Annotated in this window: 12 protein-coding genes and 5 tRNA genes; 3 read left to right on the forward strand and 14 right to left on the reverse strand. The window is 56.5% G+C overall.

Annotated elements, in window-relative coordinates; all coding sequences use genetic code 11:
- Positions 1–259: 259 nt before the first annotated feature.
- From FFH90_RS20320 to FFH90_RS20370, 11 genes are all read right to left on the reverse strand, one after another.
- Positions 260–2,131, reverse strand: a complete 1,872-nt coding sequence (locus FFH90_RS20320; protein ID WP_138867942.1) for a SurA N-terminal domain-containing protein — start codon at positions 2,129–2,131, stop codon at positions 260–262.
- A gap of 102 nt (positions 2,132–2,233) precedes the next feature.
- A tRNA-Asp gene (locus FFH90_RS20325) sits at positions 2,234–2,310 on the reverse strand.
- 53 nt (positions 2,311–2,363) lie between these two features.
- Positions 2,364–2,636, reverse strand: a complete 273-nt coding sequence (locus tag FFH90_RS20330; RefSeq protein ID WP_002552737.1) for an HU family DNA-binding protein — start codon at positions 2,634–2,636, stop codon at positions 2,364–2,366.
- Between the two features lie 151 nt (positions 2,637–2,787).
- Complete coding sequence (gene lon / locus FFH90_RS20335) at positions 2,788–5,184, reverse strand: endopeptidase La (protein WP_007940400.1); 2,397 nt, start codon at positions 5,182–5,184, stop codon at positions 2,788–2,790.
- Positions 5,185–5,416: 232 nt separating this feature from the next.
- A complete protein-coding gene (gene clpX / locus FFH90_RS20340) occupies positions 5,417–6,700 on the reverse strand; it encodes an ATP-dependent Clp protease ATP-binding subunit ClpX (protein WP_018925424.1) in 1,284 nt (427 codons plus the stop codon).
- Positions 6,701–6,806: 106 nt separating this feature from the next.
- Entirely contained in the window at positions 6,807–7,445 is a 639-nt protein-coding gene (gene clpP / locus FFH90_RS20345; protein WP_018925423.1) for an ATP-dependent Clp endopeptidase proteolytic subunit ClpP, read from the reverse strand.
- Positions 7,446–7,538: 93 nt separating this feature from the next.
- Positions 7,539–8,849, reverse strand: coding sequence for a trigger factor (gene tig, locus FFH90_RS20350; RefSeq protein WP_019580008.1), 1,311 nt, complete (start codon positions 8,847–8,849; stop codon positions 7,539–7,541).
- Positions 8,850–9,249: 400 nt separating this feature from the next.
- A tRNA-His gene (locus FFH90_RS20355) sits at positions 9,250–9,325 on the reverse strand.
- A gap of 78 nt (positions 9,326–9,403) precedes the next feature.
- Positions 9,404–9,488, reverse strand: a tRNA-Leu gene (locus tag FFH90_RS20360).
- A gap of 57 nt (positions 9,489–9,545) precedes the next feature.
- Positions 9,546–9,621, reverse strand: a tRNA-His gene (locus FFH90_RS20365).
- 32 nt (positions 9,622–9,653) lie between these two features.
- A tRNA-Arg gene (locus FFH90_RS20370) sits at positions 9,654–9,730 on the reverse strand.
- Between the two features lie 275 nt (positions 9,731–10,005).
- Here FFH90_RS20370 and folD point away from each other — a divergent pair.
- Together folD and pbpG are read left to right on the forward strand one after the other, a co-directional pair.
- A complete protein-coding gene (gene folD, locus FFH90_RS20375) occupies positions 10,006–10,860 on the forward strand; it encodes a bifunctional methylenetetrahydrofolate dehydrogenase/methenyltetrahydrofolate cyclohydrolase FolD (protein ID WP_018925421.1) in 855 nt (284 codons plus the stop codon).
- 261 nt (positions 10,861–11,121) lie between these two features.
- Positions 11,122–12,060 (forward strand): D-alanyl-D-alanine endopeptidase, encoded by a 939-nt coding sequence (gene pbpG / locus FFH90_RS20380; protein ID WP_018925420.1) that lies wholly within the window; start codon positions 11,122–11,124, stop codon positions 12,058–12,060.
- Positions 12,061–12,118: 58 nt separating this feature from the next.
- Here pbpG and FFH90_RS20385 read toward each other — a convergent pair whose 3' ends face one another.
- From FFH90_RS20385 to FFH90_RS20395, 3 genes are all read right to left on the reverse strand, one after another.
- The gene (locus tag FFH90_RS20385; protein WP_018925419.1) at positions 12,119–12,343 is read right to left on the reverse strand and encodes a hypothetical protein; all 225 of its coding nucleotides are present in this window, start codon (positions 12,341–12,343) and stop codon (positions 12,119–12,121) included.
- 12 nt (positions 12,344–12,355) lie between these two features.
- Positions 12,356–12,571, reverse strand: coding sequence for a DUF6021 family protein (locus FFH90_RS20390; protein WP_086945071.1), 216 nt, complete (start codon positions 12,569–12,571; stop codon positions 12,356–12,358).
- Between the two features lie 94 nt (positions 12,572–12,665).
- Positions 12,666–13,394 (reverse strand): hypothetical protein, encoded by a 729-nt coding sequence (locus FFH90_RS20395; protein WP_018925417.1) that lies wholly within the window; start codon positions 13,392–13,394, stop codon positions 12,666–12,668.
- A 171-nt stretch (positions 13,395–13,565) separates the two neighbouring features.
- Between FFH90_RS20395 and FFH90_RS30025 the strand changes: the two genes are divergently transcribed.
- Positions 13,566–13,736: a hypothetical protein gene (locus FFH90_RS30025; RefSeq protein WP_168206176.1), complete on the forward strand. Its 171-nt coding sequence runs from the start codon at positions 13,566–13,568 to the stop codon at positions 13,734–13,736.
- Positions 13,737–13,805: the final 69 nt, after the last annotated feature.

The following is a 13,805-nucleotide window of genomic DNA, read 5'->3' on the forward strand; positions in this document are numbered from 1 at the left end:
TCGAGGCGTATTGTGCAACAGATCGATGCTTAGCGGAGCAACGATTGTCTAAAACGGCTACAGATTCATTGACCATCATCTCGGGAGAAAGTCCCGCCAGAGCAAAAATCAAAAGGTCACCGCCCGTGGCAGCGCCTAAAGATGACCGCGCCCCCTCCCTGAAAGCGCTAGCGCAGGCTGCGATCTTTTCGTTTCCCCCATAAAAAAACCCCAACCTTTCGGCTGGGGTCCTTTGTGTCGCGCAAAACTCAGTCAGGCATCAGAAACGCTTGATCTCAGCCTCACGCTCCAGCAGCTTGCGGTAGGCCGCGAAGTCTTGCTGGCCAATGCGCGAGGCGAGGAAGCGACGGTATTGAGCCTTCTCTTCTTCGGTCGGCGCAGCGCCTTCATTCACGCCGTTCAGACGCACGACCACCAGGCTACCATCGGCCAGAGTCACGCTGCTGAAGGTCGGCTTGTCCTTGGAGACTGGCTTGGGCATGCGGAACAACGCTTGCAGCACGGTTGGGTCGACCCCTTCCTGAACGCGAGTCGCGGTTGCGGTAACTTTCCAGTTCTGACCATCGATCGCCTTGTCCAGTGCAGTCTTGCCATCACGCAAGCTGGCGATCAGTTGATCGGCCTTGGTCTTGGCGGCGGCACTGGCGTGCTCCTTGGTCAATTGCACGCGGATGCTGGCAGCCACGCTTTCCAGCGGCAGTTGCTCAGGCTTGCGGTGCTCCTTGGCGCGCAGCACGATCACGGTTTCCGGATCCAGCTCGATGGCGGTGCTGTTGGCACCCTCATCCAGCACTTCAGGACTGAATGCAGCGGTCACCACGGCACGATTGGCCGCAACGCCTTCGCCACCTTCACGGCCGAATGGCGCGGACGTGTGAACGGTCAGCTTCAGGTCTTGTGCCGGCTGGGCCAGATCAGAGGACTCGAACGAGGAGTCTTCCAATTGCTTGGTCGCTTCGACGAAACGCTGCTCGACTTGCTGGGTTTTCAACTCGCGGGTCAGCTTGTCTTTCAGGCTGGCGAACGTTGGCACTTCAGGCGCTTCGACACCCAACAGCTTGATCAGGTGGAAACCGAAGTCAGTGCGAACCGGCTCCGAGACCTGATCCTTTGCCAACGAATACAGGGCTTTTTCAAACGCTGGATCGTAGACGCCCGGACCTGCAAAACCGAGGTCACCGCCGTTGTTCGCCGAACCTGGATCCTGGGAGAACTCCTTGGCCAGGGCCTCGAAACTCTCGCCCTTGGCCAGGCGCGCCTGAACTTCTTCGATCTTGGCCTTGGCTTGCGCCTCGGTCACCTTGTCGTTCACTTCGATCAGAATGTGCGCAGCCCGGCGTTGCTCGGACAGGTTCGCGGTTTCTTTCTGATACGCCGCTTGCAAGTCTTCGTCCTTGACGCTGACCTGATCGAAGAAGGATGCCTTCTTCAATTCAAGGTAATCGATGACCACCTGATCCGGCGTCATGAACTCCTTGGCGTGTTCGTCGTAGTAGGCCTTGACCTCATCGTCGGTCAGTTTCACTGCCGCCGGGTCTGCCTTGATGTTCACGGTGGCGAAATCACGGGTCTGCTTTTCCAGACGGGCGAAGGCCAATACCTGTGCATCGGTGACGAAACCGCTACCGGCCAGGCCAGCGCGCAGCTGACCGATCAGCATTTCCTGAGCCAGCATCTGACGGAATTGCAGACGGCTGTAGCCCAGTTGACGGATGACTTGGTCGAAACGCTCAGGGCTGAACTTGCCGTTCACCTGGAACTCAGGCGTTTGCAGGATCACCTGATCCAAAGCGGCTTCGGAGAAAGCGAATTTCGATTTTTCTGCGCCTTGCAGCAGCAGTTTGCGATCGATCAGGCCTTTGAGGGCCGATTCGCGCAGCATTTTTTCGTCGAGCAAGGAAGCATCGAAATCCTTGCCCAGCTGTTGCATGAGCTGACGGCGTTGCATATCGACCGCCTGGCTCAGCTCGTTCTGGCTGATTTCTTCGCCGTTGACCTTGGCCGCGTCATTTTTGTGCGTCGTGGCCTTGAAAATAGCGTCGAAACCGGTCAAAGCCATCAGTGCAACGATGACCCCGATAATGGTCTTGGCAATCCAGCCTTGTGAATTGTCCCTGATATTCTGCAGCATGCGTCCCCCAGAAACGGTTGAACTTCAAAATTAGGCAACCGTGGAGCGTGGGTAGAATCCGGATAGAAGAAAGGCGCATCCGAGGATGCGCCTTCTCGTAACTGGCGGAGCGGACGGGACTCGAACCCGCGACCCCCGGCGTGACAGGCCGGTATTCTAACCGACTGAACTACCGCTCCGCTGCCAAGTCAGGAATGACCCCGACCCGGATAGGCAAAAACCTGAATCGAACTTAGTTGACAGCTTCTTTCAGTGCTTTACCGGCTTTGAAACCTGGTTTTTTGGCTGCTGCGATTTCCAGCGTCTTACCGGTCTGTGGGTTACGACCGATGCGAGCTGGACGATCAGTCACGGAGAAAGTACCGAAACCAACCAGAACAACAGAATCACCAGCCTTGAGAGCGCCAGTGACGGATTCGATTACAGCGTCCAGCGCACGGCCAGCAGCAGCTTTCGGGATATCAGCGGATGCAGCGATAGCATCAATCAGTTCCGACTTGTTCACTCTAAGTCCCCTTATATCTATTTGAGTTTGATTCTAAGTTTTTTGGTGAAAGCAAAAAAAACGAGTGCTGAATGGCCTACAGACACTTAAGAGCCGCTTTATAACAAGGGCTCTAAAAAACTGTCAAGGAAGCCCCCCAGGCAAATGCGTACTAATGCGTGCTAATTCTTTCCTTAGAGTCAGACTCGCGTTTGTCATCCTTTGCAACGATCTCCGGAACCACATCCGGCAAGGGTTCCGGCGCGTATTGCAGCGCAATTTGCAGGACCTCGTCAATCCATTTAACGGGTTTAATCTGTAGATCTTGCTTGATGTTGTCAGGAATTTCCTTCAGATCGCGTACGTTCTCTTCAGGAATGATCACTGTCTTGATTCCGCCACGGTGAGCAGCCAGCAGTTTTTCCTTCAAGCCACCGATCGCCAGCACCTGCCCACGCAAGGTGATTTCGCCGGTCATGGCGACGTCCGCTCTTACAGGAATGCCAGTCAATGCCGACACCAGGGCCGTGCACATGCCTACACCGGCGCTAGGGCCGTCTTTCGGGGTTGCCCCTTCAGGCATGTGGATATGCGTGTCGCGCTTCTCGTGGAAGTCCAGGGGAATCCCCAGGCTCTTAGCACGGCTGCGAACAACGGTCAGGGCTGCGGTGATCGATTCGACCATCACGTCACCCAGAGAACCGGTCTTGATCAGCTGGCCTTTACCCGGCACGACTGCGGCTTCGATGGTCAGCAATTCGCCGCCCACCTGGGTCCACGCCAGGCCGGTGACCTGACCGATCTGATCCTGCTGTTCAGCCAGGCCGTAACGGAATTTACGCACGCCCAGGAAGTGTTCCAGCATCTCGGCTGTCACCTTCACCGAGAAGCGTTTTTCCAGAGCATGCTCTTTGACCGCCTTGCGGCAAACCTTGGCAATCTGGCGCTCCAGCCCACGTACACCGGCTTCGCGGGTGTAGTAGCGAATGATGTCGCGAATCGCTTCGGCGTCGAATTCCAGCTCGCCTTTCTTCAGGCCGTTGGCAGCAATCTGCTTGGGCGAAAGGTATTTGACGGCGATGTTGATCTTCTCGTCTTCGGTGTAACCCGGCAGACGAATCACTTCCATCCGGTCCAGCAGTGCCGGTGGAATATTCATCGAGTTGGAGGTGCACAGGAACATCACATCGGACAGGTCGTAGTCGACTTCCAGATAGTGATCGTTGAAGTTGTGGTTTTGCTCGGGGTCGAGCACTTCCAGCAACGCCGACGCTGGATCGCCACGCATGTCGCTGCCCATTTTGTCGATTTCATCGAGCAGGAACAGCGGGTTGCGGACGCCCACCTTTGTCATCTTTTGAATCAATCTTCCTGGCATCGAACCGATATAAGTCCGGCGATGACCACGAATTTCCGCCTCATCGCGCACGCCACCGAGGGCCATGCGGACGAATTTGCGGTTGGTTGCATGCGCAATCGACTCCGCCAGAGAGGTTTTACCCACCCCTGGAGGACCGACCAGGCACAATACCGGGCCGCGAATCTTCTTCACGCGCTTCTGCACGGCGAGGTATTCGAGAATCCGCTCTTTGACTTCTTCCAGACCGTAGTGGTCGGCGTCGAGAATGTCTTCGGCACGGGCCAGGTCCAGGCGCACTTTGCTCTGGGCTTTCCATGGCACTTGAACCAGCCAGTCGATGTACGAACGCACCACGGTCGCTTCCGCGGACATTGGCGACATTTGCTTCAGCTTGTTCAGTTCGGCCTGAGCCTTGGCCAACGCATCTTTCGGCAGACCGGCGGCATCGATGCGCTTTTTCAGCTCTTCGATTTCGTTGTGGCCTTCGTCGCTGTCACCCAGCTCTTTCTGAATGGCCTTCATCTGCTCATTCAGGTAGTACTCGCGCTGGCTGCGCTCCATTTGCTTCTTAACGCGGCCGCGAATGCGTTTTTCGACTTGCAGCAGATCGATCTCGGCATCCAGCAACGCCAGAACGTGCTCGACCCGGGCCGACAAATCGATGATTTCGAGGATTTCCTGCTTCTGCTCGATCTTCAGGGCCATGTGCGCGGCCATGGTGTCGACCAGGCGGCCCGGCTCGTCGATGCTGTTGAGCGACGACAGGACTTCAGCGGGGACTTTCTTGCCCAGCTGCACATATTGTTCGAATTGAGCCAGCAGGCTGCGGACAAACACTTCCGATTCGCGCTCTGGCGCTTCGGTTTCGTCGATCAACGAGACTTCGGCACGGCAGTGGCCGTCGACTTCGCTGAAGCGCTCCACGGCGCCCCGCTGCTCGCCTTCGACAAGAACCTTGACGGTGCCGTCAGGCAGTTTGAGCAGCTGCAGAACGGTAGCAATGGTGCCTACGCGATAAAGTGCTTCTTCACCGGGATCGTCGTCAGCAGGATTCCGCTGAGCCAGCAGAAGGATCTGCTTGTCGCCCGTCATCGCTGCCTCGAGAGCTTCGATGGATTTCTCGCGCCCCACGAACAGCGGGATAACCATGTGCGGATAAACCACGACATCACGCAATGGCAGGAGAGGCAATTCGATGGTCGTCTTCATGATTTCGCCTCTACGGCGGCCATAAGGCCGTAAACAGATGGAAGTAAGCTTGAAACCAAGATGGGGGCTGTTTTCAAAAAAAACAAGCGGATAAAAGAATCACTTAAAAAATCAGAGCTTACGGTAGCGCCTGCATTTATCCCGGCGCATCCAGAAATTCAGGTTAGCTGCCCCGTCTCCCACAATAGCAAAGGGGCCCGAAGGCCCCTTCTTTATTCCAGCAGTGTGACGCTTAAGCGTCTGGCGCTGCCTTGGCAGTTGGCTCACTGTTCTCATAGAGATACAGAGGCTTGGACTTGCCTTCTATAACGCTTTCGTCGATCACTACTTTACTCACCTCGGACTGCGAGGGGATTTCATACATAGTGTCGAGCAATACACCTTCGAGAATCGAGCGCAGGCCACGGGCACCGGTTTTGCGTTCCAGGGCACGTTTGGCGACCGATTTCAGCGCGTCGGCCCGGAATTCCAGGTCCACGCCTTCCATCTCGAACAGCTTGGCATACTGCTTGGTCAGGGCATTCTTCGGCTCGGTGAGAATCTGCATCAGCGCAGCCTCATCAAGCTCGTCCAGCGTGGCAAGTACCGGCAGACGCCCGACGAATTCCGGGATCAGACCGAACTTGACCAGATCGTCAGGCTCGACTTCACGCAGGGATTCACCGACTTTCTTGCCTTCTTCCTTGCTGCGCACTTCTGCGTTGAAGCCGATGCCGCCACGGGTGGAACGGTTTTGAATAACCTTTTCCAGACCGGAGAACGCACCACCGCAGATGAACAGGATGTTACGGGTGTCGACCTGAAGGAATTCCTGCTGCGGATGCTTGCGACCACCTTGAGGTGGAACGGAAGCGACCGTGCCTTCGATCAACTTGAGCAGGGCCTGCTGCACGCCTTCACCGGAAACGTCCCGGGTGATCGACGGGTTGTCAGACTTGCGCGAGATCTTGTCGATCTCATCGATGTAGACAATGCCCATCTGGGCCTTTTCTACGTCGTAATCGCACTTCTGCAGCAGCTTCTGAATGATGTTCTCGACATCTTCGCCCACATAACCCGCCTCGGTGAGGGTGGTTGCGTCGGCGATGGTGAACGGAACGTTCAGCAAGCGGGCCAGAGTTTCGGCAAGCAGGGTTTTACCCGAGCCTGTCGGGCCGATCAGCAAGATGTTGCTTTTGCCGAGTTCGACGTCGTCATTCTTTTTGTCGCGCTGGTTCAGACGCTTGTAGTGGTTGTACACCGCTACGGCCAGAACCTTTTTCGCACGTTCCTGACCAATCACGTACTGATCAAGGATGCCGCTGATTTCTTTAGGCGAAGGCAATTTATGCGCGCTGCTTTCGGCCTGGGCTTCCTGCACCTCCTCACGGATGATGTCATTGCACAGGTCGACGCACTCGTCGCAGATAAAGACCGAGGGGCCGGCAATCAATTTGCGTACTTCATGCTGGCTTTTGCCACAGAAGGAGCAATAGAGCAGTTTGCCGTTGTCCTCGCCGTTGCGGGTGTCAGTCATTCGATCGATCCAAATCCGATAGGCTTGCAACACAAGATGAAGGCAATTGCAGGCTTTTTCAAGCCCGCAGGCGGTCAGTTACCCCGACCACCTACATTTGGGCTGCTTAGGCGGGCATTTTACGCTTGTCGATCACGGAGTCGATCAGGCCATATTCAGCCGCACGCTCAGCGCTCATGAAGTTGTCGCGCTCGGTATCGCGCTCGATGGTTTCGAGGCTCTGACCGGTGTGATGAGCCAACAGCTGGTTCAAACGCGAACGAATGTGGAGGATTTCCTTGGCATGGATGTCGATGTCCGACGCCTGACCCTGGAAGCCGCCCAATGGCTGGTGAATCATCATGCGCGAGTTCGGCAGGCAGAAACGCTTGCCGGCAGCACCACCGGCAAGCAGGAAGGCACCCATGCTGCAGGCCTGACCGATACAGGTGGTGGAAACGTCTGGCTTGATGAACTGCATGGTGTCGTAGATCGACATGCCCGCAGTCACCGAACCGCCTGGTGAGTTGATGTAAAGATGGATGTCCTTGTCCGGGTTTTCCGCTTCAAGGAACAGCAGTTGCGCCGCAACCAGGTTGGCCATGTAGTCTTCTACCGGACCTACCAGGAAGATCACTCGCTCCTTCAACAGGCGCGAGTAGATGTCATAGGCACGTTCGCCACGGGCAGACTGCTCGATAACCATCGGGACCAGACCGCCTGCGGCCTGGATGTCAGAGCTCTGATAATAAGAATTGCGGGACATGTCTCGCAGTCACTCCCAAATAGTTATGTCTTGAATACGCATAAGCCAGCACGAAGGCTGGCTTATGGTGTGTACTTCTTACCGCAAAACCAATCAGTCGGCTTGTGGAGCTTCTACCGGCTTGACCGCTTCTTCGTAAGAGACCGATTTGTCGGTCACGCTAGCTTTCTGCAGAACAGTATCCACAACTTGCTCTTCCAGCACAACCGAACGGACTTCGTTCAGTTGCTGGTCGTTCTTGTAGTACCAGGACACAACCTGCTCAGGCTCTTGGTAGGCCGAAGCCATTTCCTGAATCATCTCGCGAACGCGGGCTTCGTCAGGCTTGAGGTCGAATTGCTTGACTACTTCAGCCACGATCAGACCCAGCACGACGCGGCGCTTGGCTTGCTCTTCGAACAGCTCGGCCGGCAGTTGGTCAGGCTTGATGTTGCCACCGAACTGCTGAACAGCCTGCACGCGCAGACGGTCGACTTCGTTGGACAGCAGAGCCTTAGGCACTTCGATCGGGTTGGTGGCCAGCAGACCGTCCATCACCTGATTCTTGACCTTGGATTTGATCGCCTGACGCAGTTCGCGCTCCATGTTCTTGCGAACTTCGGTGCGGAAGCCTTCCAGACCGGTTTCCTTGATGCCGAATTGAGCGAAGAACTCTTCGGTCAGCTCTGGCAGTTTAGGCTCGGAAACGGTGTTCACGGTCACGGTGAACTCAGCAGTTTTGCCTGCCAGGTCGAGGTTCTGGTAGTCCTCTGGGAAGGTCAGGTTCAGAACGCGCTCTTCGCCGGCTTTAGCGCCAACCAGACCGTCTTCGAAACCAGGGATCATGCGGCCGGAACCCAGCACCAGCTGAGTACCCTTGGCAGAACCGCCTGCGAACACTTCACCGTCGACCTTGCCGACGAAATCGATGTTCAGCTGGTCTTCGTTCTGGGCAGCGCGATCGGCCACTTCAAAACGGGTGTTCTGCTTGCGCAGGACTTCCAGCATCTTATCCAGATCGGCGTCAGCCACTTCGGCGCTCAGGCGCTCGACGGTGATGCCTTCGAAACCGGCAACGGTGAACTCAGGGAACACTTCGAATACAGCTACGTATTCCAGGTCCTTGCCCGCTTCCAGGGTTTTAGGTTCGATCGAAGGCGAACCAGCCGGGTTCAGCTTCTGCTCGACGACAGCTTCGTAGAAGGAAGACTGGATCACGTCGCCCACGGCTTCTTGACGTGCATCAGCCCCGAAACGCTGACGGATCACGCTCATTGGCACTTTGCCTGGACGGAAGCCAGCGATCTTGGCCTTTTGGGCAGTCTGCTGCAGACGCTTGTTGACCTGAGTCTCGATGCGCTCAGCCGGCACGGTGATGCTCATGCGGCGCTCAAGAGCAGAAGTATTTTCAACAGAAACTTGCATGGATATTCCTCGTTGCACAGACGTTAGCCGGCCGTTTCCGACCCCAGAATCAAGGGCATGCATTCTAGTGGGTCAAACTCAAGAAGTCACCCTACTGAAAACGGGTAAAAAAACAGCAGGCAATTTATAGGCGGGGACAAACGGTTGTGCCTCGCCCTGTTAGCAAATACAGCCAATCAAGCCAGGGCTCTGCACCCACCTTCCTATATATAGAAGGAATCGGCAATCCGCCCCTGACAGCCAACCCCGCGAGGGGATCGGCGGGCAAATCAGGCATCATCGAGAAACATAAATACGACGAAGCGACCTGCCCCTGCGGCCCACAACCTGCAGCCACCAACACTCAAACCACTGAAACAAAAAAGGCGCCAGACTGTTAAATCTGGCGCCTTTCGGAATATGGGGTGGACGATGGGGATCGAACCCACGACAACGGGAGTCACAATCCCGTGCTCTACCAACTGAGCTACGCCCACCATATTGCGTGACAAAGAAGCCAAACAACTTCTTTGTTGAACCTCAATCATGCCAATCGGCATGAGTGAAGCTTTATTTGGTGCGGATGAAGAGACTCGAACTCTTACGCCTCGCGGCGCTGGAACCTAAATCCAGTGTGTCTACCAATTCCACCACATCCGCGGGTTGAAGCTGTTAAAGCAAAGGCGCCAGACTATTAATCTGGCGCCTTTCGAAATATGGGGTGGACGATGGGGATCGAACCCACGACAACGGGAGTCACAATCCCGTGCTCTACCAACTGAGCTACGCCCACCATATCGCGCTACTTGTGCCAATGCTGCCTAATGGCGCACCCGGCAGGACTCGAACCTGCGACCATCCGCTTAGAAGGCGGATGCTCTATCCAGCTGAGCTACGGGCGCCTTGTTAATCTGTACCCTTGAAGGACTACAAACTAAGTGCTTTTCAGTCTTGCGGAACCGTAACTCCGCTCAACCTTCTCAACCAGTGCTAGGCTGTGCCCGACAAGTGCGACGAATAGTATAGAGCCCCCTGAAGGTCGTCAAATCCTTTTTGAAAAAAATTCATTTAATTAAAGGAGTTAGGGGAATTTGCAGACCAAGCGCCTTTGCCCTCACCTCGTGACATGCGAGAATGCGCTCTCTTTTTTTCCCCTCTCGATGGTTAATCACGCGCAATGACTGCACAACTAATCGACGGCAAATCGATCGCCGCCAGCCTGCGCCAGCAGATCGCCAAACGAGTTGCCGAGCGTCGCCAGCAAGGCCTGCGCACACCCGGCCTCGCGGTGATCCTGGTCGGCAGCGATCCTGCCTCTCAGGTTTATGTCTCGCACAAGCGTAAAGACTGTGAAGAGGTCGGCTTCCTATCCCAAGCCTATGACCTGCCTGCCGACACCACTCAAGCAGCGCTGACCGATCTGATCGATCGCCTGAACGACGACCCGGCAATCGACGGCGTCCTGCTTCAGCTGCCTCTACCTGAACACCTGGACGCCTCCAAATTGCTGGAGCGGATTCGTCCCGACAAGGACGTCGACGGTTTCCACCCTTATAACGTCGGTCGCCTGGCCCAGCGCATTCCGCTGCTGCGCCCGTGCACGCCCAAAGGCATCATGACGCTACTGGAAAGCACCGGCGTCAATCTTTACGGGATGGACGCGGTCATTGTCGGGGCTTCCAACATTGTTGGTCGTCCGATGGCGATGGAACTGCTGCTGGCCGGTTGCACCGTGACTGTCACCCACCGCTTCACCAAGGATCTGGCCGGCCACGTCGGTCGCGCCGACCTGGTAGTGGTTGCCGCCGGCAAGCCGGGCCTGGTCAAAGGTGAGTGGATCAAGGAAGGCGCGATCGTGATCGACGTCGGCATCAACCGTCAGGCAGACGGCAAACTGGTCGGCGACGTGACTTACGAATCCGCCCTGGCCCGTGCCGGCTGGATCACTCCGGTACCGGGTGGCGTCGGCCCGATGACCCGCGCCTGCCTGCTGGAAAACACGTTGTACGCCGCCGAAACACTGCACAGCTGAGTTAACTCTCACCCTGCTGCACCCAAAAGAACCCCGCCCATCGCGGGGTTCTTTTTGCCTGTAGCAAACAGCTCGATCACAGAGGTCGGACAACTGCAATGCCAAATAGTAAAGAAAGAGTTACAGCATTAAATATTCTTCACTTTTACCCCCCGTCTTACAGGCGCCTATGGCTTTCCTGGCACATACTCCTAAAATGCGTCGTTTTTAAGAAACAGCCCGTTACAGAACGGCATATCCACCCTTTATGAGTCTGCCAGCGTGAAAATCCGTCTTTCCATCCTGAGCCTAGTTTTTGCAGTTACAGGGACTTTCATCACGCCAACGGTCAACGCCGGTGAAACCACCGCGGCACCACGAGACACTGCACAACTGAAGATCGCTTCCGGCAGCGCTTTGCTGATGGATCTGCAAACCAACAAAGTCATCTATGCCAGCAATCCTGACGTCGTCGTACCCATCGCCTCCGTCAGCAAACTGATGACCGGCCTGGTGGTCGTAGAAGCGCGGCAGAACATGGACGAATATATTCCCGTCAACATCAGCGACACCCCGGAAATGAAAGGCGTGTTCTCCCGAGTCAAACTCCAAAGCGAATTGACGCGCCGCGAGATGCTGTTGATCGCCCTGATGTCATCGGAAAACCGTGCCGCCGCAACCTTGGCGCATCACTATCCGGGCGGTTACGTCGCGTTCATTGCCGCCATGAACGCCAAAGCCAAGGCGCTGGGCATGACCAGTACCCACTTCGTCGAACCGACGGGTCTCTCCCCGCGCAACGTGTCCACCGCCCGCGACCTGAGCAAACTGCTGATCGCCGCGCACAAGTACCCACTCTTGACCGAGCTGAGCACGACCAAGGAAAAAACCGTTACATTCCGTAAACCCAACTACAGCCTGGGTTTCCACAATACCGACCACTTGATCAACAAGCCGAACTGGGACATCAAGCTGACGAAAACCGGGTTTACCAACCAGGCCGGTCACTGCCTGGTGCTGGTGACCAGCATGGGCAACCGTCCGGTTGCGCTGGTGATTCTCGATGCCTTCGGCAAGTACACGCACTTTGCCGATGCAACCCGTATTCGCAGCTGGGTTGAAACCGGCAAGAGCACCAACGTGCCGTCCGTCGCCCTGCAATACAAGTCAGACAAGAACCTCAAACATCGCCAGAGCGGTGTGATTGAAGCCTCAAAATAAGGTCGAAACATCCGTAAATAAAAAGCCCCGAATATTCGGGGCTTTTTTTGTCCGGCGGTCAATCATTGGGCAACGGCATCTGATCGTCATCCGGAATGCCATCCCCGGCACTCGGGTCTCGCCAGCCCTGTGGATGCTTCGTCGGCACCACGGTCGGCCTGGCCAAGGGATCCCTTAGCGGGCTGTCCGGATCCATCACCGGGTCCAGGTCCGCCTCGGGGGTTGTTGGAACGTTTTCGGGAGGGTCCGAATGTTTGTCGTCGAAGCTCGAATCGGTAGACATATACACCTCTGACTAAGACTTGGGTTTCAGATTACCGAGCGGGTCGTAAGGCTTTGCCGGTGTCTTCTTGCCCTCTTCACCCGGTTTTATATCTTTGGGTGCCCTGGCAGGTCCGATGGGGTCGACCTGAGGATCAGCAACGTCCGGAGAGTCGGGGTCGAACCCCAACTCATTATCGGACGAATGCTCGGACGAGTGTGGGCCGACGGGGGTATTGGATTGAGCCATGGACGCCTCCTGGTCACGGCCCGGCGAGAAACCCGGGCCCTTTACATCAGAGGCGAACAACGCCGAGTAGTGCCCGGCGGATGACAAACGGAAACTACTGCGCGGTCAGCGCCTTCTTCGCCCTGGCTGCCGCCTGCTCCTGACCTGACTGGGCAAGATCGTTCGCCGCCTTCAGCCAGCGCTGCTGATCGACGTTGGCCGGAATCTGGTCCGGCTTCTGGATCAAAACGGCCCAACCGCCTGCATTCTCGAGCGCCGACTCAAAGGCGCTGAACCCCATCAGCAACCGACGATCCATCCCGGTGCGCAGCAACACGGTCTGCTTCTGACGGTTGTAACCGGCAAGAATGGCGTATCGCGGCCCGGCCCAGAATGCCGAGCCTTCAGTAATGCGTACCATCACCGGATAACCGGCTGCGACCTGGGTCAGCAGCGCCGGCAATTGGCTGTCGAGGGGATAGACCACCATCCCGTATTCGCGGGCGAGGTTTTGCATGTTCTGCTGCAACCGGTCTTCGGCGCCCGGTAAATTCAGGGGCTTTTCGAGCAACCCCGGAGTTATCACGATGTCCTGTTGGGACAACAGGCTGGCCAGCACTTGAGGCCCGCTCTGATAACTTTGCCCACGGTAGAACGTACCGCTGAGTTCGACACGCTCCGGCAGACGCTTGATCTCAGGCGCTACGCTCCCCGCGCAGCCAGCCAGGCCGGCAACGCAGCCAACGATCAGTGCCAAAGATCGAATTCGAGAAAATACCCGCACCATCATCACTCTCTTGTTCAGACGCCAGGCGATCACGCAGCCGGCTTGGCCGTCGATCATAGGATGCCGCGCGACAGCGGTATAGCCTTAACCGGCAGTTGTTTGCATTTGATAGAGCGAACGGGTTGATGACAGGCGACCTTTGGTCAATAGCCTGAAACACAGCAACGGCTAGACTGTCCTTTACCAAGGAAGAGTGTGCGCCCGCGGCAGGGCAAAGAGGAGGCACTGATGAGCCTGACAATGACCATTGTGATGTTGATTTCCGGCTGGCTGGCAGTGGCCGCCGCCATGTTGTGGGGCGTTTTGCGCATTACCCGTCGGCACCATCACCACCCGGTTCAATCGGCGCCCGCGGCCAAAACCGATAAACCGGCTACACACCCCATCACCGCGCACTGACTGGCGCTTTTCAGTCGTACAAACAAAAAACGGCCGCCTGGACTCTCGCGAGTTCAGGCGGCCGTTTCG

This window comes from Pseudomonas sp. ATCC 43928 (genome assembly GCF_005938665.2).
Taxonomy (GTDB): domain Bacteria; phylum Pseudomonadota; class Gammaproteobacteria; order Pseudomonadales; family Pseudomonadaceae; genus Aquipseudomonas.

What these genes read in the sequence shown, in the direction of transcription:
- FFH90_RS30025 (WP_168206176.1), top strand. Translation starts at nt 13,566, where the DNA reads ATGAGCCTGACAATGACCATTGTGATGTTGATTTCCGGCTGGCTGGCA.
- FFH90_RS20390 (WP_086945071.1), bottom strand. Translation starts at nt 12,571, where the DNA reads ATGGCTCAATCCAATACCCCCGTCGGCCCACACTCGTCCGAGCATTCG.
- folD (WP_018925421.1), top strand. Translation starts at nt 10,006, where the DNA reads ATGACTGCACAACTAATCGACGGCAAATCGATCGCCGCCAGCCTGCGC.
- FFH90_RS20320 (WP_138867942.1), bottom strand. Translation starts at nt 2,131, where the DNA reads ATGCTGCAGAATATCAGGGACAATTCACAAGGCTGGATTGCCAAGACC.
- clpP (WP_018925423.1), bottom strand. Translation starts at nt 7,445, where the DNA reads ATGTCCCGCAATTCTTATTATCAGAGCTCTGACATCCAGGCCGCAGGC.
- clpX (WP_018925424.1), bottom strand. Translation starts at nt 6,700, where the DNA reads ATGACTGACACCCGCAACGGCGAGGACAACGGCAAACTGCTCTATTGC.
- FFH90_RS20385 (WP_018925419.1), bottom strand. Translation starts at nt 12,343, where the DNA reads ATGTCTACCGATTCGAGCTTCGACGACAAACATTCGGACCCTCCCGAA.
- lon (WP_007940400.1), bottom strand. Translation starts at nt 5,184, where the DNA reads ATGAAGACGACCATCGAATTGCCTCTCCTGCCATTGCGTGATGTCGTG.
- tig (WP_019580008.1), bottom strand. Translation starts at nt 8,849, where the DNA reads ATGCAAGTTTCTGTTGAAAATACTTCTGCTCTTGAGCGCCGCATGAGC.
- FFH90_RS20395 (WP_018925417.1), bottom strand. Translation starts at nt 13,394, where the DNA reads ATGATCGACGGCCAAGCCGGCTGCGTGATCGCCTGGCGTCTGAACAAG.